Raw genomic sequence first — 23,025 nt, 5'->3', positions numbered from 1 at the left:
AGCACCCAATCTACGCCGACGCCGCCCCCAGCCTGCCGAGCACCCAGTCGTGGAACGCCCCGATGTGGTGCTCGCTCGGCACCAGGACGCCGCCCCGGCCGTACGCCCGGGAGCTCATCGCCGGCTGGCATCTCTCGCAGGCCTCGAAGTCCTGCACGTTGACCCGGTGGAAGAGCTCGACCGACGGGCCGAGGTCCGCGCCCCGCCCGACGACGTCCTCGCGGAACAGCCAGTCGCACTCGACGATCGTCCGGCCGGCCGCCAGGGGGAACATCCGGTGGATGATCACGTGGTCGGGCACCAGGTTGACGAAGACCTGCGGCTTGATGGTGATCGCGTAGTAACGGCGGTCCTGGTCCTCGCCCACCCCCGGGATCCGGTCCACGCCCTGCGATCCGTCGACCGTGAACCCGTGGATGTTCTCACCGAACTCCGCCCCGTGCCCCACGAAGGACTGCGCCGCGTACCCGTCGGCGAACTCCGGGAGCACCTCGGTGAGCTCGGGGTGGATGGTGGCGCAGTGATAGCACTCCATGAAGTTCTCGACGAGGAGCTTCCAGTTGGCCTTCACGTCGTAGACGATCCTGCGGCCCACGGCGAGGTCGTCGACGCCGTAGTTCCCGATCGGCTCCTCGGCGCCCAGCCGGGTCACCACCTCGCCGACCACGTCGGCCTCGAACGACGGCGGGTCGTCGGCCAGACACACCCACGCATAGCCGAGCCACTCCCGCACGTGGACGTTCACCAGCCCGAACGCGACCCGGTCCACGTCGGGCATCCCGGTGAGGTTCGGAGCGGCGATCAGCCTGCCTTCGAGATCGTAGGTCCAGGCGTGGTAGGGACACGAGAAGGCATGCCTCACCTCGCCGGACTCCTCGGTGCGGAGCCGGGCGCCCCGGTGGCGGCACACGTTGAGGAAGGCGCGGATCGATCCGTCCCGGGCCCGGGTGACGAGGACGCTCTCCCGCCCCACCTGAACCGTCCGGAAAGCGCCGGGCCTGCCCAGGTCGGAGGCCCGGACGGCGCAGAACCACATCGACTCGAAGATCTTCGCCTGCTCGAGGGCGAAGACGCCCTCGTCGGCGTAGTAGCCGCCGGGCAGGGTGGAGATCAGGCTGGGCGGCAGGGCGGTCACGGCGCCTCCTCCGGCGGGACGACATAGAGGGTGCCGTCCTCGGCCACCAGCCGGTGGGCCTCGCCTCGCGGAAGGGCGGCAAGGGGGCGCGCGGGGATCATCGCACCCACCTCTGGTTGTACAAGAAGGAACGCTGAGTGGTTTTACAAGAAGAAACGCAAAGCGCTATACGCAACAGCGTGAGCTCCCGGAATTCCTCTGTCAAGAGTCGACACGTAGCACCGAATCCCCCATGATCTCTGCGCATTCCTTCGGACGGAATCCCCGGCGTTCCCGGCAAGCGGCTCCGGTGGCGCGCCGGGGTGGTCATGGTGGCGGGCAACGGTGAGCTGCGGCAAAGAAGCCAGGGGTTCGACCTCCGGTCTCCCGGCGGCGGGCACGGACGGCCACCGGGAAATGTCAGGGAACGGCGTCCGCCGGCGGGGACGCGCGGCGTGCCGCCGGTAGGAGAGTGCGCTCCGGGGCTACGTGTCGCGGGAGGGGACGGCTTGCCGGACGATGACGGCGGCGGTGAGGCACACGGCTCCGGCGACCGCCAGTCCGGATGAGGGGCCGAGAGCCGCCATCACCCCGGTGGCAGTCGCCAGGGTGAGTGTCTCCAAACTCATCCGCGCCGTGCTGAACAGCGCGGCGCCCGCCCCTCCGCGATGGGAGGGCACATACCTGAGCGCCTGCCCGTCCGGGACGCCTTCGGTCAGCCCGAGACACAGCCCGAGGACCCCGGCCGCGACGAGAAGGGCGGCAGGATGGTCGGTCACCTGGAGGACGACCGCGGTGACGGTGCAGGCTGACAGGGCGGTCGTCACCAGCGGCCGTGCCCATCGGCGCGCGAGCCGCGCGGCGAGAAGCGGAAAGACCGTCGACGGCACGGTCAGCAGGCTGAGCATGACCGCTGACTCGCCCGGCCCCATGCTCCGGGCGGAGCCGAGCTGGGGGAGCACGGTCAACCCCACCACGAGCATCCCCATGAAGGCGCCCGTCGACACGGCGTACGCCCGATAGGCGGGGATCCGCAACAGGTCCACGGGGATCGCGGGATCAGGCGCACGCCGTTCCACGCGGACGAGCCACGTGGCGCCGGCTGCCGCGACGAGGACGAGTCCCCCCGGCCCCCACCACGGGACGCCGGCCCCGAGGCCCAGCCCGAGCGCGGTCACCGCGGCGGCGATGGTCACCCCGAAGAGGACGGCGCCGGCGAGGTCGAACTCATCGGGCACCTCGGGGCTGCGAAGACCCGGAAGCCCGAGTGTGGCCAGGGCCGCGAGGGCGGCGACAGCCCCCGGCGCGACGAAGACGAGGGGCCAGCCTCCGATGGCCATGAGAGCCTGGGCGACGACCGGGCCCAGCGCCAGACTGCTGCCCAGCACGGCGCCCGCGTAGCCGTACACCCGACGCCGCTCCTGCGGCGGGTACACAGCCAGGATCATCGACGATCCACCGGCGGCGCACATGGCCGCCCCGACGCCGGCGACCACGCGGAGGACCACAAGAGACAACAGGTCTGGAGCGAGGGCGGACAGGACCCCGGTGGCTGCGACGACGATGTTGCCGACGGCGAAGACCCGGGTGCGGGCGGTGCGATCGGCTGTCGCCCCCGCCAGCAGGAGGGCTGCGGCGAAGAGCCCGTTGTAGGCGAGGACGATCCACGGCCCCAGGGCACCCGCACCGGGCAGCCGCGCGGTCACATCGGGGACGACCGCCGTCGCACCGGTGATCGCGAGCGGGAACACCGCATCAGAGATGAGGGCGGCCCAAAGGACACGCCGACGTTGACGAGAAGACAAGGCGAACATGAGTGCGCTCCGGAACAAGGGGAATCCGAGCGCCACGAAGGCGCTCCTGGCCAACGGTCAGGAGCGACGGCGAGAACCGGGGTTGTGCGCCGCCGCTCTCAGCGACGGCGCACCTTGTCCGCTTTCGGCACGAGCACACGCTAACAGCGGCCTCGGCCGAGACCCCTCGTAGGGGGACTGACGGCATAGCCGACTTCGACTGTTAAAGCGTCAATGAGGGGGCGGCCGCGTCGGGAGACAGGACCGGGGCCGGCGATCCAGGTCGTCGGGGCGAGACTTTGGATGCCGGGCCAGTAGGCCAAGGCGAGTTCATGACCAGTGTCATGGAGGACCCGGTGGGGAGAAGCTGTCCACACCCTGCCATCGAAGATGTCACGCCGGATAGCTGTGGCACCGCTGGGAAACTGAGCTACTGCGGGGACCGTCGATGGGCGCATGGCGCCACCCTAAGCGTCCATCGACGGGCACCAAAGAGGCATACGGACTCTCAGAGTTTCGTAAACCTGTGATCTGCGGCAACGCTTACTGACGCGGCCGTACAACGGCAAAACGATCGCCTCCACCCAGTCAGGCAGGAACGAGATCATCGACGGGTCATCGGCGACCGACTGCAGCACGGCCATACCGGCGACACCGTCCGCATCGCCCCTACGAGGGGTCGCAACGTGTCGCTGCCGGCGGCGACGCGCCTGGGCGGGTCCGGCGGTTGCTGGATCACCCCCGACCATGACGCCTGAGAGTGCGGCTATGACGATCTGACGGAGAAGGGGAGGCGGCTGTTCGACATGGTGGCCGAGCTGTATGGCCGCCGGCCGTCCCTGGTGACGCTGATCGCCACCTGATCGGGTGCTGGACGCGGGCCACGAAGAACGGTTCGCGTCTGGCAGCTCGACGGACGGAAAAGATCTTAGTGTGGTATTACCATGCAGGCATGGCTGCAAAAGACACCATCACCGTTACCGTCGACCACGACCTGGTCGAGCACGCAAAGGCGCAGAGCGCCCGATCACTATCCGCCTACGTCAACGAGGCCCTCGCCGAGCGTGTGGCCCGCGACCGCCGCCGCCGCGCACTCTTGACGGCCAAGGCCGCCCAAGCCGATGACGCTCGCGTTGAACGCATGATCGCGCACGTGGAGAGCCAGCGCGACCAGTGAGCGACTACACCCCCACCCCGCTCATCCTCGACGCCGGCGTCCTCACCGAGATCGCCCGAGGCGACGCCGACCTGATCCGCCTTGTCCAACGCTACGACGCGGCCGGACAGCCCATGGTCCTGCCGGCGTTGGCCATGACGGGAGCTTCACTCGACGTTCGCAGCGCCGAAGCCGACGACCTCCTGGGCGGCCTCGACCTGTTCGACCACGTCGCCATCGCACCCCTCCAAGGCTCCGGCCAAGCCACAGCTCTCGCCGCGGTGATGTCCAGAACAGGGCTCGACCCCTGGGACGCGCACGTGGCAGCCATCGCCGACGCCTCAGTACTTCCGATTCTCACCCTCGACCGGACCAAGTGGGAGGAGCCCTCCCGCGCTCTCGACGAGCCTCTGCATATCCGAGAGATCGCCGACCCTGACCAGTAAAGACTCCACGCCATATGTACGAGGTGGTTTTTGCCGTGTCCTCATCGTCCCTGCGAGGGATCGCACAAGCAGCCACGGGCCGTCGCCGCCGTCCTGCCGGTGTGCACGGGCCGGACGGCTAGAGCCGGTGCTCCTGGGCAGGGGATGAGCACTTCGTTCCATGGAAAGCAGGAGGTGGCGTGCATGACGGCCGATGTCCCGATCGTCGTGATCGGATTGATGGGCGCGGGGAAGACCAGCGTGTCACGGCTGCTCGGCGAAGCCCTCGGCAGGCCCGTGCGCGACAGCGACGAATATCTGGAAGAACGCTACGGCGCCACGGCCGCCGAGATCGCCGTCAGTGAGGGCGCCGAGGTGCTCCATGCCAGGGAGGCCGCCCACCTGCTGGACTCTCTCGCCGAACGGCCCGCTCCGGTCATCGCCGCCGCGGCCAGCGTGCTCGACGACCCGCGGTGCCGGGCCGAGCTGAAACCGGCCCTGGTCGTGTGGCTGGACGCCACACCGGAGTTCCTCGCCGAGAAGATCATGGCCAAGTCCCACCGGCCTCGGTTCGGCAAGGAGCCGCTGGAGCTGGCGTCCGAGCTGCACGAGCGCCGGGCGGCCTCCTTCGCCGAGGTGGCCGACCTGCGCTTCCAGAGACCCGAGATGTCCAAACACGAGGTGGCGCGGGCCGTACTCGACCATCTGGAGGCCGCGGAGGCGAAGGGCTGATCTCCCGCGCCGGCGCGCGCCTTCCCGCACGGCCCCGCCGGGACCTCACCCGGCCCCTGCCCGGACCTCACCGTCTCCGCCCGACCCCGGCCGGACCCGTAATGGGAGCGGCAGTGGAAAACAGCGGCGGCGGGAGATCAAAGGGAATCTGACCGGGGCCCACCGCTCCGATGACCATCCGCAGGGCACAGCCATGGGGTGAACAGCGGACGCCCGGCTCCCGGCCCGGTGAGGGACGCGGTGAGGCGGAGGTCGTCCGCGGGCGGCCGGGGAGCCCTCGGCGTGCTGGGCGTGCTGCTGCTCCTCGGCCTGATCGTCGCGCAGGTCGCATCGGGGATGCAGCCCCGGCCGATCCCGCTCACCAGCGTGGTCGTGCTGCTCCTGGTGGCGAGCGCCCTGGCCTTCGCCGCCGCGATCCACACCTTCCCCCGAGCCGTCACGGCTCTGACCGCCTCGATGGTGGCCGGGTACGTCGCGGAGTGGGTCGGCACCAGGACGGGGCTGCCGTTCGGGGACTACGGCTACACCGGGCTGCTGCGGCCGCAGCTCGGCGGGGTGCCGGTGATCGTGGCACTGGCGTGGGGCGGCATGGGACTGGCGGCCCACGCGACGGCCGCGGCCGCGGCCCCAGGCAACCGGGCGGCGCGGGTCGTCCTGGGAGCCCTGGCGCTGACCGCGTGGGACCTGTTCCTCGATCCGCAGATGATCCGGCTGGGCCTGTGGACCTGGCACGACCCCGGTCTCTACCGGGGGGTGCCGATCAGTAACTTCGCCGGCTGGCTGGTGGTGTCCCTGCTGGTCATGGTCTTGATCGAGGTCATCGTGGCCGACCCGGGCGCGAGAAGTGCGGGGCTGGTCGCGATCTACACGGTGATGGCGTTCATGGAGACCCTGGGTTTCGCGGTGGTCTTCGATCCACCGGATCCGGTGGTCGCCGCGGTGGGGGGAGTCTGCATGGGCCTGTTCGCCGTGCTCGCGTGGAGGCGCATGTGGCGGAGGTGATCGTGATCGGCGGCGGCGTGGGCGGCATGGTCTCCGCCCTGCTGCTGGCCGGGCAGGGGCATCGGGTGCGGCTGTACGAGCAGCGGTCCCGGCTGGGAGGCAAGCTCGCCGAGCACGCGCGCGACGGCTTCACCTTCTCCGTCGGGCCGTCGCTGCTGACCCTGCCCGGCGTCTTCGCCGACCTCGGCCTGAAGCTCGACCTCGTCGAGCCACGGGAGCTGTGCCGCTACCGCTTCGCCGACGGCTCGGAGCTGGCGGCGCACCGCGACCCGGCGAGGATGGCCGGCGAGGTGGACCGGCTCTCGCCGGGAGAGGGCCGCAACTGGCTGGCCTTTCACGAGTGGGCACGGACCTGCTTCGAGGCGTCGCGTCACACGTTCTTCGCCGGGCCGCTCACCCGGCCGCCGACGCGGGCACGCCTGTCCGACCTGATGGCGGTCGCGCCGGGCCGTACCCTCGACGGCCTGGCCCGCCGCTTCTTCACCGATCCGCGCCTGCTGCAGTACGCCGGCCGTTACGCGACCTACGCGGGCTCCAGCCCGTACCGGGCGCCGGCGGCGCTGGCCTGCATCCCCGCGATCGAGCACGGGCAGGGCGGCTGGTACGTGCCGGGCGGGCTGCCCCGCGTCGCCGACGCCCTGGCCCTGCTGCTGGACAGGGCGGGGGTGGAGGTCGCCCTCGGCGCCGAGGTGACGGACGTGCTCACCGACGGCCGCCGGGTCCGGGGAGTACGGCTGGCCTCCGGGCAGCGCGAACGCGCCGACGTCGTGATCGCCAACACCGACGCGGCGGCGCTCTACGGGCGGCTGCTGCCGGATCGGCGGCGGCTGCGGCGCATCGCCGCGCTCGGCACCTCCTCCTCGGCGTTCCTGCTGCTGGCCGGGGTGGAGGGGCGGACCGAGGGGCTGGCGCACCACTCCGTCGTCTTCTCCGCCGACTACGGACGGGAGTTCGCCGATATCTTCGACCGCCGCCGACCGCCGGAGGATCCGACCGTCTACATCGGCTGCTCGGCGGTGGACGACCCGTCACAGGCTCCGGAGGGCGCCGAGAACTGGGTCATGCTGGTCAACGTCCCGGCCCGCGCCCCGAGCCGGTGGCCGATGTCCCCCGAGGCCTACCGGGACCTGGTGCTGGACCGCCTGGCCGCACGGGGCCACGACCTGTCGGGGCGGATCCGCTTCGTCGATCTGCTGACCCCCGCCGACCTGCGCGAGCGGTACGGCGCGTGGGGCGGGGCGATCTACGGTGGCGCCTACGCCGGCCCGCTCGCGCCCTTCCGGCGCCCCGGGAACAGGGGGCCCCGGCGCGGCCTGTACCTGGTGGGCGGCTCGGCGCACCCCGGTGGCGGGCTGCCGCTGGTCGCGATGGGCGGCCGCATCGTCGCCTCGCTCGTCCAGGAGGACCTGCGGCGATGAGACCACTCACCACCCTCCGCACCACCGCTCATCGCGCGGGACTCCTCGCCGCCGCTCACCGCTTGGGATTTCTCGCCGCCGCTCACCACCCGGGACTTCGCACCACCGCTCACCCTCCGAAGCTCCTGGCCGCCCTTCACCGCGTAGGAGAGACCGTCCCGATGAGGCCGCTCACCGTGTCGCAGGCCGTCGCCGCCCTCGCCGTCGGGGTACGGCTGGCCCGCGGGCGCGACCGGCTGCCGCCGCTGGCTCCCCTCGGGACGGAGAACGGGCGGATCTCGGTGGTGATCCCGGCCCGCGACGAGGAGGGCCGTATCGGCCCCTGCCTGTCGGCGGTGCTCGCCGACCCGGCCGTCGCGGAGGTCCTCGTCGTCGACGACGAGTCGCGCGACGGCACGGCGCGGCTGGCCGCCGAGCTCGGCGCGAAGGTCGTCGTGGGCGCGCCCCTTCCGGAGGGCTGGGTGGGCAAGCAGTGGGCGCTGCTGCAGGGGGTCGAGGCGGCCGGCGGCGACATCGTGGTGACCCTCGACGCGGACGCCCGGCCCGCGCCGGGCCTGTTCGGCGCGCTGGCCGCGGCCCTGGACCGCTACGACCTGGTCAGCGCCGGCCCCCGGTTCGTCTGCGGCGGGATCGCCGAGCAGGCGCTGCACGCCTCGTTCCTGGCGACGCTGGTCTACCGGTCCGGCCCGATCGGGCCGTCCTCCGCCCCCGCTCCGCACCGTGTCATGGCCAACGGCCAGTGCATGGCCTTCCGCCGTACGGCGATGCTGTCCGCCGGCGGGTTCGGGCGGGTCCGCGGGCACATGACCGACGACGTGGCGCTGGCCCGCACCCTGGCCGCCGACGGCTGGGCGGTGGGCTTCCTGGACGCGGGCGGCCTGCTGGAGGTCGACATGCACGAGTCGGCAGCCGAGGTGTGGCGGGAGTGGGGGAGGTCGCTGCCGCTGCGCGACGTCACCGGCCCCGGCCGGCAGGCCGCCGACCTGGCCGCTATCTGGCTCACCGCCGCCCTGCCCGTCCTGCGGCTGGCGGCCGGGCGTCCCACCCGGCTCGACCTGGGGCTGCTGGCCGTACGGCTGCTGCTGGCCGGCGCGCTGCGCGGCAGCTACACCCGGCCCGGCCCCGGCGTGCTGCTGTCCCCGCTGCTGGATCCGCTGACCGCGGTACGGCTGACGCAGGCGACGCTGCGCCCGGTGCGCCGCTGGCGGGGCCGTACTTATCCCAGGGGCGCGGCTTATCCCAGGGACGCGGACCCCAAGGACGCGGACCCCAGAGACGCGGACCCCAAGGACGCGGACCCCAAGGACACGGACCCCGGGGACGCGGACCCCGAGGACGCGGACCCCGGGGACGCGGATCCCGGGGACCTGGTTCCCAGAACTGCGGCTCCCAAGGACGCGGCTCCGGGGATCACTGCTCCGGAAGTCACGGCTCCGGAGGGCACGTCCGGCGACCGGCCCGATCGGCCGGGCCGGGCCGGGCGGCCCGCGCCGCCTGCCCGAAGCGCAGCCCGATGAGGCACATCAGCGCCCCCGTTCCGGCCACGTGCCCGACCGGCGCGAAGAGGAGCTGGCACAGCGGGAGGCCGAACACGCCCGCCCGCGCGCCGATGGCGAAGGACCGTGTCACCAGGGCGGCCGCGATCAGGACGGCGACGCCGAGCAGGAACCCGGGCGGACAGATGACGGCGGAGCCGCCCACGAAGGCGAGGATCGACCTGCCGCCCCGGAAGCCGGCGAACACCGGCCAGGCGTGCCCGATCATCGCGGCGGCCACCGCCAGGTACACCGGCACGGCGCCGGCGCCGGTGACCCCCGCCAACCCCATGGTGTGCGGGCCGGTGGCCGCGAGGGCGAGCAGCGCGGCGAGCGTGCCCTTGAGCGTGTCGCCCGCGAAGACGGGCAGGGCGGCCCGCCAGCCGAGCCGCTCCTTGACGTTCCAGAAGCCGGGGTTGCCGTCGCCGACCTCGCGGGGGTCGAAGCCGTACGTCCGGGAGATCGCCACCGCGACCGGCACGGACCCGAGAAGGTAGCCGCCGATGACCGCGCCGAGCAGGAGAATCATCGCTTCGTTCCACCTCACGAGGTATGTGGATCTGGGATCCATGCGATACATGGCGTTCGACCGGCCGGTGCTGGCGGACACCGCGGGGCTGCTGTTCTGGCGGCTGCTGGGTTCCGGCCGCGGAGCCTCGATGAGCCTGGGCGCGGACCTGCGCCGCTGGGCGCTGCTGGCGGTCTGGAGCGAGGAGCGGGCGCTGGAGTCCTTCATGGAGACCTCGCCCGTGGCGGCCCGCTGGCGGGATCAGGCCCGGGAGTCCTGGCAGGTACGGCTGGCGCCGCTGGCCTCGCGCGGCCGGTGGGGCGGGGTGGAGCCGTTCGGGCCGATCGAGGAGGTTCCCCGGCGGAACACGGGCGGGCCGGTCGCCGTGCTGACCCGGGCGTCGATCCGGCCCTCCCGGCTGGTGCCGTTCTACCGGTCGGTCCCGCAGGTGGAGCGTCTCCTGAGCGAGCAGGCCGGCTGCCTGGCCTCGGTCGGCGTGGGGGAATGGCCGCTGGCCCGGCAGGCCACGTTCTCCCTGTGGCGCAACTCCCGCGCGGTGCGGGACTTCGCCTACCGGGGGCAGGCGCACCGGGAGGCGATCGGGCAGACCCGGGCGGAGGGCTGGTACTCGGAGGAGTTGTTCGCCCGGTTCGTTCCGTACGGCAGCGAGGGGACCTGGAACGGGGCCGACCCCCTCGCCCGGTACGGCGGGCGAGGGGGGTGACCGGTCCCCGGCGGCCGGCTCCGCCGGTTCCGGCTCCCCACCCGCGATCCACCGACCCGAACCCAGGCCACAGCCCCAGGCCCGGTCGCGGTCGCGGGCCCGGTCACGATCACGATCACGGTCACGGGCCCGGTCACGGAACAGGCCGCAGCCCCGGTCGCGGAACAGGTAGATGGTCACCGGGCCGGCCCGTTCAGGTGACCGGCTCGGCCGCGAGGTGGTCCCGGACGCGGGCGACGATCCCGCCACCGGCGAGGTCGTGCGCGACCACGCAGGCCCGGGTGATCGTCGCGGCCCGGGAGGAGCCGTGCGCGACGACGACGGTGCCGCTCAGACCGAGCAGCGCCGCCCCGCCGTGGGTCTCGGGATCGTAGCGGCGGGCCACCCCCCGCAGCGCCTCGGGCCCGGCGGCCCCCGACCGGGCCACCAGGGTCAGCACCGCCCGGACGGAGCCCTCGACGTTCTTCAGCACGATGTTCCCGGTGAACCCGTCGGTGACGATCACATCGACGGTGCCGGCCAGCACGTCGTGGCCCTCGACGTTGCCGTGGAAGCGCAGCGGCAGTCCCGGCAGCAGCTCCTCGACCCTGCGGGTCAGCCGGTTGCCCTTGCCCGGTTCCGAGCCGATCGACAGCAGGCCGACCGACGGGTCGGCCACGCCGAGCACGAGCTGGGCGTAGGACGCGCCGAGCAGCGCGAACTGGGCGATCATCTCGGGCGTGGGGTCGGAGGTCGCCCCGGCGTCGATCAGCACGGTGGCACCGCCGGTGACCGAGGGCAGGGCGATCGCCAGCGCCGGCCGGAGCACGGCCGGCGCGCGGCCGACGCCGCGGATGGCGCACGCGACGACCGCGCCGGTGGAGCCGGCCGACACGAACGCCGAGCCCGCGCCCTGCCGCAAAAGCTCGCAGCCCACCTTCAGGCTGGAGGCTCCGGAGGCGACGGCTCCCGCGCCCCTCTCCCCCATCGGGACGACCTCCTCGGCGTGCACCACGTCGATCTCGCCGACCGCGCCGTGGCGTGCCAGCTCCACGCGGATCTCCCCGGCCCTGCCGACGAGCACGACGGGGACCCCGTGCTCCCGCCGGGCCATGACGGCCCCGCCGACCGTCTCGGCCGGCCCGTGATCTCCGCCCATCGCGTCGACGACCACCGGCTCCGACATCGCTTCCTCCTGGCGACAGTGACAGATGACTCCGCTGGCGCGGTTCAGGGCACCTGGACGACGACCCTGCGTTCGGCCCGGTCTGCCACGGACGCCGCGAGCAGGTGCCGCGCGAAGACGGCCAGCCGGCGGTGCCGGGGCACGGTGGCACGGGTCCCCAGGACGTCGTGGCGGGCGGCCTCGATCCGGTCGAGGATGCCGCCGTACAGCTCGTAGGCCGCGAGGACGCACGGGCGCGAGGAGGGGGTCAGCAGCTCGACGCCCTCCAGCGCCAGCCGGTAGTGGCCGCGGGCCCGCTCGATCTCGAAGGCCAGCAGCCTGCGCAGGGCGGGAGTGGGGTGGGGGTCTCCCAGGTCGGCCACGCTCACCTCGAACCTGTCCAGGTCGGCGAGCGGCAGATACACCCGGCCGCGTGCCAGGTCCTCGGTCACGTCGCGCAGGAAGTTGGTGAGCTGGAAGGCCAGCCCGAGCTCGCGGGCGGGCCCGCGGGCCCGGTCCGCCATGCCCGGCAGCGGTTCGAGGACGGGCAGCATCATCGTGCCGATGACCGCCGCCGAACCCTCCATGTAGCGGAGCAGGTCGTCGTAGGTGGTGTAGCGGCTGACGGTCAGGTCGGTCCGCATCGACCGGAGGAAGTGCTCGATGTCGGCCCGGTCGATGCCGAACGAGCGCACGGTGTGCGCGAACGCGGGGAGCACCGGGTCGTCGACGGAGCCGCCCGCCAGCGCCTCCGCCAGCCGGTCGGCCAGCCCGTCGAGCGCCTCCGCGCGATCGTCCGTCATCGTGAAGGAGTCGACGACCTCGTCGGCGTAGCGGGCGAAGCCGTACAGGGCGTGCACGTGCGGGCGCTTCCAGGCCGGCAGCAGCAGGGTCGCCAGGTAGTAGGAGCGGCCGTGACGGGCGTTGAGCCTGCGACAGAGTTCGTAACTGCTGGTCAGGGTCATCGAGATGTCTCCAGGATGCGTTCGGCCGCGAGCTTGCCCGAGATAAGCACCGGTGGCACTCCCACTCCCGGCGCGGTGTACATGCCCGCGAAGTGGAGTCCGGGGACGCGCCGGGCCATGCCCGCGGGTCTGAACCAGGCCGTCTGGGTGAACCGGTGGTCCATGGCGAAGGGGGTGCCCGCGGAGTGGCCGAGCCGCGCCCAGGCGGGCGGGTCGACGGTGAGGCGGAGGGCGGCCGTCAGGTCGCCGTAGCCGAGGTCGGCCAGTCTGCCCAGCAGGCGGTCCTCCAGCCGCGAGGTGAGGCCGTCCCAGCCGTCCACGCCGTTCAGGTTGGCGGTCGGCTCCAGCACGGTGAGCGTGGCGTGGCCGGTGGGCGCGGCGCCGGCGTCGGACTCGGGGTAGGTGACCAGCAGGCTCGGGTCGGGCTGCGGCCTGCCGGCGTTCAGGGCCGAGAAGGTGGAGCTCCACCCGCGGCCGAAGTGCAGGGTGTGGTGTGCCTGGCCGGCGAGCCGCCGGTCCAGGCCGAAGTGGAGGACCAGGCAGGAGGGCGAGTAGCGGGGGCGGCGCAGCCGCCAGTCGCGTGCCCCGCCGGGAAGCAGTCCGGCGTGGGCGCGGGGCAGGTCGCAGGCGACCACGGCGTGCCCGGCGGCGAGACGCTCGCCGGTGTCGAGCCGGACCGCGGAGACCCCGGAGGACCCGGTCTCGATCTCGACGGCCCGCACGCCGTACCTGATCCGCGCCCCCGCCTTCTCCGCCACGGCGGCCATGGCCCGCGGGATGGCGTGCATGCCGCCGTGGCGGGGGAAGAACACCCCGCCGACCGTGTCCATGTGGGCGATCACCGCGTAGATGCCGAGCGCCCGCTGGGGGGAGAGGCCCACGTACAGGGCCTGGAAGGTGTGCGCCTTGATGAGCCGCGCGTCGGTGAGGTGCCCCTTCACGAGGCGGTCGAGCCGCCGGAAACCTCCCAGGGCGGCCAGCCGGGCCAGGACGCCCGGCTGGGCCAGGCTCCGCAGCCGTGTCATGTCGCGGTCGACGAAGGAGGGCCACTCGCAGGCGAACAGCTCGCCGAGCCTGGCCCGGAACCGCCGGTACCGGTCCGCCTCCGCGGCGCCGCACAGCCGGCGCACCTGCTCGGTCATGGCCTCCTCGCCGGGCACGATGTCCAGGTGGGAGCCGTCGTGGTAGCGCAGCCGGTAGTACGGGTCCAGGCGCCGCAGCGGAAGCAGGCTCTCCATGTCCTCCCCGGCGGCGGCGAAGACGTCGGCCAGCACGTCCGGCATCGTCAGCACCGACGGCCCGGTGTCGAAGCGGTAGTCCCCGACGCTCGCCGTCCCGCAGCAGCCGCCCGGCGTCTCGCGGGCCTCCACGACCGTGACGTCCCGCCCGGCGGCGGCGAGCCGGACCGCCGCGGCCAGACCGCCGAGCCCGGCCCCGATCACCACGATCGGGCTCATGAGCCCCTCCTCGCCGCCAGCACCGCGCATGTCGATGATCGACATCTTCCGCGCGGTCCATCCCCGGCCCTTCCTGCCGGTAAATCAACTCGTCGAACAAGAAGACGTAAAGGCGGGGAAGGGCGGAGCTCACCTGCGTTCCCGCCACGGGCGGGCCGGCCCCGTACGAGGCCGGCCCGCGCGGCGGGCTTCAGCAGATTCTCGGCAGGGGGTCGCCGACCAGCAGGTCGACGATGCGGGTGCCGCCGAAGGAGGTCTTCAGCAGGACCAACCCGGGCGGGTCGTCGCCGATCCGCCCGATGACGGCCGCCTCGGACCCGAGCGGGTGGGAGCGCAGGGCGGCCAGTGCGGCCTCGGCGGACCGCTGGGCCACCACCGCGACCATCCGCCCCTCACAGGCCACGTAGAGCGGATCGATCCCCAGTAGTTCACATGCCCCGCGTACGGCCGGGCATACCGGGATCGCGTCCTCCTCGAGCACGACCGCGACCTTGGAGGCCACGGCGATCTCGTTGACGACCGTCGCCACCCCGCCGCGGGTGGCGTCGCGCAGGCACCGCACCTGCCCGTCGCCGCAGGCGTCCAGCAACCGGCCGGTCAGCGTGTTGAGCGGCGCGGTGTCGGAGGTGAGGTCGGCCTGGATGTCGAGCTCGCCGCGGGCGAGCATGACGGTGACGCCGTGCTCGCCGATCGGGCCGGACACGATGACCACGTCGCCGGGCCGGGCGGCGGCGGCGCTCAGCCGGATCGGCCGCTCCACCGTCCCGACGCCCGAGGTGGTGATGTAGCAGCCGTCGGCCTTGCCGTTCTCCACGACCTTGGTGTCGCCGGTGACGATCCACACCTCCGCCGCCCGGGCCGCCGCCGCCATCGATGCGGTGATGCGCCGCAGGTCGGCGACGGGGAATCCCTCCTCCACGATGAAGGCGGCCGACAGGTATCTGGGCCGTGCCCCGCACATCGCCAGGTCGTTGACCGTGCCGTTGACGGCCAGGTCGCCGATGTCCCCGCCCGGGAAGAACAGCGGCGTCACCACGTAGGAGTCGGTGGTGAAGGCCAGCCCGTCGACGACCGCGCCATCCTCCAGCGGCTCCAGCAGCGGGTTGCGGAAGGCCTCCAGGAACACCGCTTCGATCAGGGTGTGTGTGGCCTTGCCGCCGGCGCCGTGCGCGAGGGTGATCCGCTCCTCACGGACCCGGGCCTTGCGGCGGCGCACCCGCTCGATCCGCTCCAGCACCTCCTGCTCGCGCCCCGGCGCCGCGCTTCCCCGCGGGCCGCGCTCCGTCCGGCCCGGGAACGCGGTCACCTCCGGATCCGGCCTCTCCCGGCCCGGCGGCGCGGCCGGCCCGGAATCCGTCCCCTCCCGGCCCGGGAACAGGGTCACTCCCGGATCCCGCGTTCCGGAGCCGGTCTCACGTGTCGTGGTCCTCTCCCGGAGGGAGGGGACTTCCTCGTCGTTCACCGGCGGGTCGCCTCCTTGACCCGCTCGCGGGAGAACCGGCCGAAGTTGTAGTAGGCCGCGCACGCGCCCTCCGACGACACCATGCAGGTGCCGATCGGGGTCTCCGGCGTGCAGGCGGTGCCGAACACCTTGCACTCCCACGGCTTGAGCACGCCCTTGAGCACCTCGCCGCACTGGCACGCCTTGGGATCGGCCACCCGCCCGCCGGGGATCCGGAAGATCCGTTCGGCGTCGAAGGCGGCGTACCGCTCCCCCATCCTGAGCGCCGAGTGGGAGATGAACCCCAGCCCCCGCCATTCGAAGTACGGCCGCAGCTCCATCACCTGGTTGATCACGCCGAGAGCCTTCGGGTTGCCCTCCCACGGCACCACCCGGGCGTACTGGTTCTCCACCTCGGCCCGGCCCCCGGCCAGCTGCAGGAGGAGCCGGTAGACCGTGTGCAGCACGTCGAGCGGCTCGAACCCGGCCACCACCAGGGGTTTGCCGTAGTCACGCGCGATGAACCCGTACGGCCGGCAGCCGATGACGGCCGAGACGTGGCCCGGCCCGACGAAGCCGTCCAGGCGCAGGTCGGGAGAGTCCAGGATGGCCTTGATCGCGGGGATGATCGTCACGTGGTTGCAGAAGACCGAGAAGTTGTCGATCCCCTCGGCGGCCGCGCGCAGGACGGTCATCGCCGTCGAGGGAGCGGTGGTCTCGAACCCGATCGCCATGAACACCACGCGTCTGGCGGGATTCTCCCGCGCGATCTTCAGAGCGTCCAGCGGGGAGTAGACCATGCGGATGTCGGCGCCCCGCGCCTTGGCGTCGAGGAAGGAGCCGTTGCCGCCGGGTACGCGCATCATGTCGCCGAACGACGTCATGATCACGTCGGGCTGCTCGGCGATGTGGACGGCGTCGTCCACCCGCCCCATGGGGATGACGCAGACGGGGCAGCCCGGGCCGTGCACGAGCGTGACGGCCTCGGGCAGGTAGTCCTCCAGCCCGTGCTTGTAGATCGTGTGGGTGTGCCCGCCGCACACCTCCATGAACTTGTAGGCGCGGCCGGGCTCGCACAGCGCGGCGATCTGCGCGGCCAGCGTCCGGGCCTTCTCCGCGTCCCGGTACTCATCGACGAAGCGCATCGGATCTCACCCTTGTTCGATCATGGATTCTCGGAGGGCCGCGATCTCGTCCTCGTACGCCTCACCGATGCTTTCGAGGAAGTCGAGCGCGGCCCTGGCCTCCACCTCGTCGATCTTCGACAGCGCGAACCCGACATGGATGAGGATCCAGTCGCCGGGCGCGAGGGACTCCTCCTCCAGCAGGCCGATGTTGATCGCGCGCTGTACGCCGCTGACGTCGACCATGGCCAGGTCAGGACGGTCCGACAGGATTTCCACGATCTCGCCGGGAATTCCCAGGCACATGAGCGGCCTCCGCCATCTGGATGGATTCGAGGACGAGATCGTCGCCGCCCTCGGTGTCGATATCGGTGCCGCCGCATTCGGGGCAGGTGGCGAAGGGGTCGACGGACGCGGCCGTCTGCCCGCAGGACCGGCAGATGAGCTGCACGGGGACGATGACCAGGTCCACCCGCGCGCCCTCGGCCAGCGATCCGTCGGCGACCATGGCGAACGCCTGGTTGATCACTGGTTCGGTGATGCGGAGCAGGGCTCCCGCGTGCACGCGCGCCCGTTCCACCCGCCGGCCGTCCGCGCGTCTCTCCACCGCGTCGAGGATCGCCTCCGCGATCCCGAATTCATGCATGGCTGAACTTCCCCTCTTCCACTGGATCTCTTCCTTGGGGCCCACCGGGACGCGCGCCGCGACCCGCGACGAGATGTCCGGCGCCGGGGCCGTCACATCCTCCTGATCCGCAGGTAGCGCTTGATGTCGGGGATCGACTGGTAGACGATCACCGCCACCCCGACGAGAAGCGCTCCGGTGACCAGACGTCTCAGCATGTCCGTTCCTCCTGATGACCCGCGCTGGCGCACGCCATCGCGATCTGTTGCCCGACCAGCTCCAGGACCAGTTCCACCGCCCTGCCGACGGCGTCCGCCACCGGCGGGCTCAGCTCCATGCCGGGTGAGAGGTCGGCGGGTTCGCAGCCGACGAGCAGGACCCGTCCGGTCGCGCCGCCGAGTGTGCCCGCCAGTGCCAGCACCGATTCGGGCGTCATGGCGTGGGCGTCGACGAAGGACCCCGGGCACTCGCCCGGCGACGGCTCCAGCACGTACAGCGTGCCGGGCGGGCCGTCGCGCGAGGCGGCGTCGATCAGGATCGTGGCGTCGTAGCCGCCGCCGGTGAGTTCGTAGGCGAGGTGGACGCCGCGGATGCCGAAGTCGGTGACCTTGACCCCGTCGGGGAGGTCGGTCTCCGCCAGGCGCCTGGCCACCGTGACGCCGAAGCCGTCGTCGCCGAGGAAGACGTTCCCGACCCCCGCGAGGAGAATCCTCATGCGATGGCCTCCCCGTCCCCGAGCGGCTCGACCTCGTCCGGGGCGAAGTAGAGGAAACGCCCGTGGGAGCGGTGCAGGTCGGCGCCCAGGTCATCGTCCAGGGTGACGGCCAGGTGCCGCGCCCCGTCGAGGTCGAGGAGAACGGCCTCCACCCGGGCGGTCCTGCCGGCCAGGAACATGTCGTGGGCGTCGGCGCGGCGCCTGCCGGGGACCAGCCGGACCCGGCTGCCCTTGGCGATCTCCACGCCGGAGACGGTCACGCTGTCGGTCTCCGGGGACACGCAGGAGTCGGCCGCCGGATCCCACCAGGGCGTGCCGGCCTCCCGCGCGGGCGCGTCGAGGTAGCGGATCACGCCGTGCAGCCGCTCCACCAGTTCGGGCGGCATGTCACCGACCATGTCGATGAGCTGCGCCGCCCGGGGATCGGTCGCCCGCGCCTGCCGCGTCTCCTCGTCGGTGAGGGTAAGCGTGCGCAGGTGGAGTATCTCGTCGATCTCGGTCGAGTCGAACAGGTCACCCGGGCTCTCCGGGGCGATGTCCGGATAGTCGTACAGGATGATCGGCGACGACAGCACCACGTCACGGTGTCCGGGCTCGCCGACGAGCACCGGCCAGGTGTGCTCGTTGCGGCAGTCCTGCGCCATCGGCCGGGCCCACTCCGGCGGGTCGAGCAGGGAGACGAAGGCGCCTCCGGTCACCCCGATGAGCAGGTGCGCCGAGATCAGCGAGCGCCGCAGTGCCTGCTCGCGCGCCGTTTCCGGCCCGGCCCAGCCGGCGGTGTTCTCCACTCGGACGCGCAGCCTGACGAGGCCGTACGGCCCCGGCACCCGCTCGGCCCCGGCCCTGAGCACGGCGTGCAGCGGCAGGTGCTCGGAGACGACGCGGCCCTCCCGTTCGCCGGTCGGCGCGAGGATCAGCTCGGCCGAGCGGTCTCCGGGGACGCGCACCTCGACCGTCTGCTCGGCGTCCAGGAGGGCGGAGATGGGCAGGACGGCCTCGACCTCGCGTTCGGTCGCCTCCTCGAAGGTGAGGTAGGTCCGCTCGCCGCTCGTCAGTTCGGCCACCGGCCGGTAACCGCCGCCCTCGGCCTGCTCGACGCTGCGGGTCCTGACGTGCAGGAATCGCAGGCGCAGGCGTACCACGGCGTCGTCGGCCCGTTCGAGGAGACATTCGGTCACGCTGGCGGAGGGCTCGGCGGTGGCGGTGAATCCCGGGGGCACGAGCACCCCGAACTGCCAGCGCAGCCGGTTCTTGGCCGCCGAGGCCCGGTAGGGGTAGAGCAGGTAGCCCTCGTACAGCACCGCGTCGGCCACCCTCCGGGCGATCTCCATCGGCACGCTCACCCCAGCGTCTCCTTGAGTAGTAGTTCCACGGCCTCGTCCCATGTCGCCAGGGCGCGTTCGGCCTTGAAGCGGTGCAGGGCCCGCAGGGTGTCGCGGCGCAGCCGCAGCCATCCGGTCTCCGGGAAGTAGCGGTTCATCAGCTCCTGCCAGACGGCCACCGGCAGCCGGTGGCGCGCCTCGCAGTGCCAGGGCACCTGCCCCACGGTGAAACCGTTGTCCGCCCTGGCGAACACGGTGCCGCTGAAGAGCATGAGCAGCGGGACCTCGCCCTCGTCGAGCGCGGCGAAGTATTTGCCCGCGGCCACCTCCAGGTCGTAGCTGCAGGGCACGGGCAGGTCGATCTCGGTGGTCCCGCGGAACGCGGGGACCGTGATCGAGACGTTGGCGAACTGCAGGGGCTTGAGCGTGTCGCCCCACCGGGAGGGGTCGCCGAAGAGGTCGTCGAGCAGTTCCACCTCGGCCGGCACGTACCGTCTGAGGTGCGGCTCCACCCGGATCTGGCACCGCAGTGCGATGGCGTGCACCCCGTCGGAGGACGGCTCGGTGACCCGCAGCCGGAAGACCAGCGTCGGGAAGGCCGCGTGCGGTTCCGCCCGCGCGCCCAGGCAGGCGAACCGGAGCTCATCGAGCATCGTCTTCTCCTCCTGGTCCTGCGAGCCCCTCGGGTGCCGCGAACCCTCCGGGGCCGGCGGGCCCTCCGGGGGTCGCGGGCCTTCCGGGTCCGTCGGCTCCCGCGATCCCCGCGGGCTCCGCGGACGGCACGGCGCGGCTGCGCCGGCGCAGCTCGGCGAAGAAGCCGTCGATGGCCTCCCACGCCTCCCGGCCGCCGTCGAAGCCCTTCCAGTGCAGCCGTACCAGGCCGACGAGCTCGTAGCAGGCGGCGATCGGCACCAGATGACACACCGGGCCGCCCTCCGGGCGGCGGTCCACCAGGAGCGCCTCGACGTCCGGCCGGATGTCGGCCAGCATCGGGTTGTCCGCCATGACGCGCTCCCAGGTCTCCAGGGGGAGGAGGGACTCGGTCGCCCCCGCGGGACTCGGGTAGAAGGCGACGATCTGGTCGAGCGCGGAGTTGCGGAAGAAGAACGCCGTGCGGACCGGGATCTGCAGCTCCTCCCAGTCGGCCGCGGCCAGCCTGAACGACGGGGCGTAGAGGTAGCGCTCCGGCACCGCGCGGTAGCGCCTGCGGGTGCCCGCGTCATGGGTGAACAGCAGGTGGCAGGCACGGCAGGCGCACAGCAGCGCCCGGCTTTCGATGTTGACCACGTGGCCGTGCTCCTCGCCGGCCGGCTCCGCGCACATCTCGCACCGCGCCACTCCGGGCTCGCGGGGCTCGCGGAACCGGCGCAGGCCGGCGGCGGCCGTCACGGGACCTTCTCCGGCACCGGGCACGGGCCGGGCGGGCGGCGCTGGATCTGCAGCAGCGGCGCCCGGTCGTCGGCCGGCCTCTCGACGTCCACCCCGGCCACCTCCGGCGCGGCCTGGAGGACGGCGCGTTCGACGGCGGAGATGACGGCGAGCTGCGAGGAGGGGCAGCCCCGGCTGGCGCCCTGCAGGCGCAGCCGTACGACCCCGGCCTCATCCACGCCGAGCAGCTCGACCCCGCCCTCGTGCAGCCCGAGGTGGGGCCGGACGGCGTCGAGGGCGGCGCGGACGCGCTCGGCCGTGCTCAGGGGATGCAGGTCGTGCAGCACGAGCAGGCCCGAGACGAGGTCGTCGGTGGCCAGGCGGTGGAGCACCTCCGCCGCCTCGGCGTCGGTGACGATCTCGACGACGCGTTCCAGGCCCGCGCCGTACAGCTCGACCAGCACGCGGACGAGCTCCTCGGCCTTGGCACGTGTCCCGGGGTCGCTGAGCGTGGCGAGTTCGGCGATCAGCGCCTCGACGCGGCCTCCGGCCGCCTGAACGTCATGGGCTTGCGGCATCGTGCCCGCGCCACCTTTCCTCACGTCCTCCCGCCGGGGAGCGGACGGCTCCCCGGCGGCCGATTGATCACAGGGTGCCGGCGGCATGGGGGGTGTGCAGCTTGCGTAGTTCCTTGCCGTCACCGAGATACATGTGGACCCCGCACGGCAGGCAGGGGTCGAAGCTGCGCACGGCGCGCATGATGTCGATGCCCTTGAAGTTCTCCGGGGAGTTCTCCTCGAAGATCGGGGTGTTCTGCACCGCGTCCTCGTACGGCCCCGGCACCCCGTTGACGTCGCGGACGCTGGCGTTCCAGGGCGTGGGCGGGTACGGATGATAGTTGGCGATCTTGCCGTTCCTGATCACCATGTGGTGCGACAGCACGCCCCGCACCGCCTCGGTGAACCCGCAGCTGATCGCCTCCTCCGGCACCGTGAACGGCGTCCAGGTCTGGGTCCGTCCCGCGCGCACCTCGGCCAGGCCCTGTTCGGCGAAGTGCAGCGCGCACGCCGCCGCGTAGGCCTGGAAGTAGGTGCGGGCCCGGTTGCGTTCCAGCGCGTTGGACATCAGCTCGCCGTTGCGCTCGGGGATCTTCCACTCGAACGTCTTCTCCGGCTTGGTCGCCGTCTTCGGCAGGTTGATCTGCACGCTGTGCCCGGTCGCCCTGACGTAGCCGATGTCGACCTTCCCCGACAGCGCGGTCGACCACAGGCGCGCGATCGGGCCGCCGCCGGTGTCCAGCGCCAGCATGTCCTTGCCATCGAACCAGCGCGGCGACATCACCCAGCTGTACTTGTCGGTGAAGTCGCGCTTCTGCGGGCGCGGGATGGTGTGCTGGTTCCACGGGTGGCGCATGTCGACCGGGTTGCCCAGCGGGTCATGGGTGACGAACGGCTCCTGCCCCTGCCAGTCGTCGTAGTAGGAGCTGCCCAGCAGGATCCGGATGCCGAGGTTGATGTCGACCAGGTCGTCGGTGACGAGTCTGCCGTCGACGATCACCCCCGGGCTGACGAACATCCGCTTACCCCAGGAGGCCATGTTCTCGTAGGTGAAGTCGCAGTGCTCCGGATCCTGGAAGCTGCCCCAGCAGCCCAGCAGCACGCGCCTGCGGCCGACCTCCTCGTAGCCGGGCAGCGCGTCGTAGAAGAAGTCGAACAGGTCGTCGTGCATGGGCACGACCCGCTTCATGAACTCCACGTAGCGCATCAGCCGGCTGAGGTAGTCGGTGAACAGCTGCACCGTCGCGACCGTGCCCACCCCGCCGGGGTAGAGGGTGGAGGGGTGCACGTGCCGCCCCTCCATCAGGCAGAACATCTCCCTGGTGGTACGGCTCACCGCCAGCGCCTCGCGGTAGAACTCGCCTTCGAGCGGGTTGAGGGAGCGCATGATGTCGGCGATGGTCTTGTAGCCGTGGTCGGCCGCGTGCGGGGCCTCGGTCCGCTCGGCCCTGGCCAGCACGCCGGGGTTGGTCTCGCGCACCATCTTCTCGCAGTAGTCGACCCCGACCAGGTTCTCCTGGTAGATGTTGTGGTCGAACATGTATTCGGCGGCCTCTCCGCAGTTGAGGATCCACTCCCCCAGGGCAGGCGGGCGGGCGCCGTAGGCCATGTTCTGGGCGTAGACCGAGCAGGTGGCGTGGTTGTCCCCGCAGATCCCGCAGATCCGGCTGGTGATGAAGTGCGCGTCGCGCGGATCCTTGCCCTTCATGAAGATGCTGTAGCCACGGAAGATCGACGAGGTGCTGTAACACTCGGCCACCTCCCGGTTCTTGAAGTCGACCTTGCAGTAGATGCCCAGGCTCCCCACGATGCGCGTGATGGGGTCCCAGGACATCTCGACCAGCTCGCGTGGCTGGTCCTGCGGGCCGCTCTGCCCCGCTCTCGGTGAGGTCTTCATTTT

24 protein-coding genes are annotated in these 23,025 nt (G+C 72.0%); 7 read left to right on the top strand and 17 right to left on the bottom strand.

Annotated elements, in window-relative coordinates; translation table 11 throughout:
- Nucleotides 1-10: 10 nt before the first annotated feature.
- Both BM085_RS25505 and BM085_RS25500 read right to left on the bottom strand, forming a co-directional pair.
- Complete coding sequence (locus BM085_RS25505) at nt 11-1,135, bottom strand: aromatic ring-hydroxylating oxygenase subunit alpha (protein ID WP_093889442.1); 1,125 nt, start codon at nt 1,133-1,135, stop codon at nt 11-13.
- 464 nt (nt 1,136-1,599) lie between these two features.
- Entirely contained in the window at nt 1,600-2,865 is a 1,266-nt protein-coding gene (locus BM085_RS25500) for an MFS transporter (RefSeq protein ID WP_245789689.1), read from the bottom strand.
- Between the two features lie 994 nt (nt 2,866-3,859).
- Here BM085_RS25500 and BM085_RS25495 point away from each other — a divergent pair.
- The 6 genes from BM085_RS25495 (at nt 3,860) to BM085_RS25470 (ending at nt 9,157) form a co-directional block, all read left to right on the top strand.
- Nucleotides 3,860-4,084: a type II toxin-antitoxin system CcdA family antitoxin gene (locus BM085_RS25495; protein ID WP_093889441.1), complete on the top strand. Its 225-nt coding sequence runs from the start codon at nt 3,860-3,862 to the stop codon at nt 4,082-4,084.
- Nucleotides 4,081-4,509 (top strand): PIN domain-containing protein, encoded by a 429-nt coding sequence (locus BM085_RS25490; RefSeq protein ID WP_093889440.1) that lies wholly within the window; start codon nt 4,081-4,083, stop codon nt 4,507-4,509. The genes BM085_RS25495 and BM085_RS25490 overlap by 4 nt, the downstream gene beginning before the upstream one ends.
- 183 nt (nt 4,510-4,692) lie before the next feature.
- A complete protein-coding gene (locus BM085_RS25485) occupies nt 4,693-5,220 on the top strand; it encodes a shikimate kinase (RefSeq protein ID WP_177245260.1) in 528 nt (175 codons plus the stop codon).
- Nucleotides 5,221-5,460: 240 nt separating this feature from the next.
- The gene (locus BM085_RS25480) at nt 5,461-6,222 is read left to right on the top strand and encodes a carotenoid biosynthesis protein (RefSeq protein WP_245789688.1); all 762 of its coding nucleotides are present in this window, start codon (nt 5,461-5,463) and stop codon (nt 6,220-6,222) included.
- The gene (locus tag BM085_RS25475) at nt 6,210-7,640 is read left to right on the top strand and encodes a phytoene desaturase family protein (RefSeq protein ID WP_245789687.1); all 1,431 of its coding nucleotides are present in this window, start codon (nt 6,210-6,212) and stop codon (nt 7,638-7,640) included. The genes BM085_RS25480 and BM085_RS25475 overlap by 13 nt, the downstream gene beginning before the upstream one ends.
- A 161-nt stretch (nt 7,641-7,801) precedes the next feature.
- On the top strand, nt 7,802-9,157 hold the full coding sequence (locus BM085_RS25470) for a glycosyltransferase family 2 protein (RefSeq protein WP_245789686.1): 1,356 nt from the start codon (nt 7,802-7,804) through the stop codon (nt 9,155-9,157).
- Here BM085_RS25470 and BM085_RS25465 read toward each other — a convergent pair.
- Nucleotides 9,066-9,704, bottom strand: coding sequence for a glycerol-3-phosphate acyltransferase (locus BM085_RS25465; RefSeq protein ID WP_093889437.1), 639 nt, complete (start codon nt 9,702-9,704; stop codon nt 9,066-9,068). The two genes, BM085_RS25470 and BM085_RS25465, sit on opposite strands and share 92 nt — an antisense overlap.
- Nucleotides 9,705-9,744: 40 nt before the next feature.
- Here BM085_RS25465 and BM085_RS25460 point away from each other — a divergent pair, with 40 nt between their 5' ends.
- Nucleotides 9,745-10,407, top strand: coding sequence for a spheroidene monooxygenase (locus BM085_RS25460; protein ID WP_245789684.1), 663 nt, complete (start codon nt 9,745-9,747; stop codon nt 10,405-10,407).
- Nucleotides 10,408-10,600: 193 nt separating this feature from the next.
- Here the strand turns inward: BM085_RS25460 and plsX are convergent, their stop codons facing one another.
- The 14 genes from plsX to BM085_RS25395 all read right to left on the bottom strand — a co-directional run bounded on the left by plsX (nt 10,601) and on the right by BM085_RS25395 (nt 23,022).
- Nucleotides 10,601-11,572 (bottom strand): phosphate acyltransferase PlsX, encoded by a 972-nt coding sequence (plsX, locus tag BM085_RS25455; RefSeq protein WP_093889435.1) that lies wholly within the window; start codon nt 11,570-11,572, stop codon nt 10,601-10,603.
- Nucleotides 11,573-11,616: 44 nt separating this feature from the next.
- Nucleotides 11,617-12,516 carry a phytoene/squalene synthase family protein gene (locus BM085_RS25450; RefSeq protein WP_093889434.1) on the bottom strand — a complete coding sequence of 300 codons (900 nt, stop codon included), beginning with the start codon at nt 12,514-12,516 and terminating at the stop codon, nt 11,617-11,619.
- A complete protein-coding gene (crtI, locus tag BM085_RS25445; RefSeq protein ID WP_093889537.1) occupies nt 12,513-13,973 on the bottom strand; it encodes a phytoene desaturase family protein in 1,461 nt (486 codons plus the stop codon). Before crtI ends, BM085_RS25450 begins: the two co-directional genes overlap by 4 nt.
- Nucleotides 13,974-14,163: 190 nt before the next feature.
- A complete protein-coding gene (gene hypE / locus BM085_RS25440) occupies nt 14,164-15,435 on the bottom strand; it encodes a hydrogenase expression/formation protein HypE (RefSeq protein WP_281249866.1) in 1,272 nt (423 codons plus the stop codon).
- On the bottom strand, nt 15,432-16,559 hold the full coding sequence (hypD, locus tag BM085_RS25435) for a hydrogenase formation protein HypD (protein ID WP_093889433.1): 1,128 nt from the start codon (nt 16,557-16,559) through the stop codon (nt 15,432-15,434). The genes hypE and hypD overlap by 4 nt, the downstream gene beginning before the upstream one ends.
- 6 nt (nt 16,560-16,565) lie before the next feature.
- The gene (locus tag BM085_RS25430; protein ID WP_341351694.1) at nt 16,566-16,817 is read right to left on the bottom strand and encodes a HypC/HybG/HupF family hydrogenase formation chaperone; all 252 of its coding nucleotides are present in this window, start codon (nt 16,815-16,817) and stop codon (nt 16,566-16,568) included.
- Nucleotides 16,792-17,184, bottom strand: coding sequence for a hydrogenase maturation nickel metallochaperone HypA/HybF (locus BM085_RS25425; protein WP_093889535.1), 393 nt, complete (start codon nt 17,182-17,184; stop codon nt 16,792-16,794). Before BM085_RS25425 ends, BM085_RS25430 begins: the two co-directional genes overlap by 26 nt.
- Nucleotides 17,185-17,276: 92 nt before the next feature.
- Nucleotides 17,277-17,381: a DUF6893 family small protein gene (locus tag BM085_RS47480; protein WP_386443556.1), complete on the bottom strand. Its 105-nt coding sequence runs from the start codon at nt 17,379-17,381 to the stop codon at nt 17,277-17,279.
- Nucleotides 17,375-17,878, bottom strand: a complete 504-nt coding sequence (locus tag BM085_RS25420) for a hydrogenase maturation protease (protein WP_093889432.1) — start codon at nt 17,876-17,878, stop codon at nt 17,375-17,377. Before BM085_RS25420 ends, BM085_RS47480 begins: the two co-directional genes overlap by 7 nt.
- On the bottom strand, nt 17,875-19,221 hold the full coding sequence (locus BM085_RS25415; RefSeq protein WP_093889431.1) for a hypothetical protein: 1,347 nt from the start codon (nt 19,219-19,221) through the stop codon (nt 17,875-17,877). Before BM085_RS25415 ends, BM085_RS25420 begins: the two co-directional genes overlap by 4 nt.
- Nucleotides 19,218-19,853: a DUF6084 family protein gene (locus BM085_RS25410; RefSeq protein WP_031169318.1), complete on the bottom strand. Its 636-nt coding sequence runs from the start codon at nt 19,851-19,853 to the stop codon at nt 19,218-19,220. Before BM085_RS25410 ends, BM085_RS25415 begins: the two co-directional genes overlap by 4 nt.
- On the bottom strand, nt 19,843-20,589 hold the full coding sequence (locus tag BM085_RS25405) for a DUF5947 family protein (RefSeq protein ID WP_218158818.1): 747 nt from the start codon (nt 20,587-20,589) through the stop codon (nt 19,843-19,845). The genes BM085_RS25410 and BM085_RS25405 overlap by 11 nt, the downstream gene beginning before the upstream one ends.
- A complete protein-coding gene (locus tag BM085_RS25400) occupies nt 20,586-21,146 on the bottom strand; it encodes a NifU family protein (protein WP_177245259.1) in 561 nt (186 codons plus the stop codon). The genes BM085_RS25405 and BM085_RS25400 overlap by 4 nt, the downstream gene beginning before the upstream one ends.
- Before the next feature lie 67 nt (nt 21,147-21,213).
- Entirely contained in the window at nt 21,214-23,022 is a 1,809-nt protein-coding gene (locus BM085_RS25395; RefSeq protein WP_093889429.1) for a nickel-dependent hydrogenase large subunit, read from the bottom strand.
- Between the last annotated feature and the right edge of the window lie 3 nt (nt 23,023-23,025).

Source organism: Streptosporangium canum (genome assembly GCF_900113865.1).
Classification (GTDB): Bacteria; Actinomycetota; Actinomycetes; order Streptosporangiales; family Streptosporangiaceae; genus Streptosporangium; species Streptosporangium canum.
This window is presented reverse-complemented; position numbering and strand designations above follow the sequence as displayed.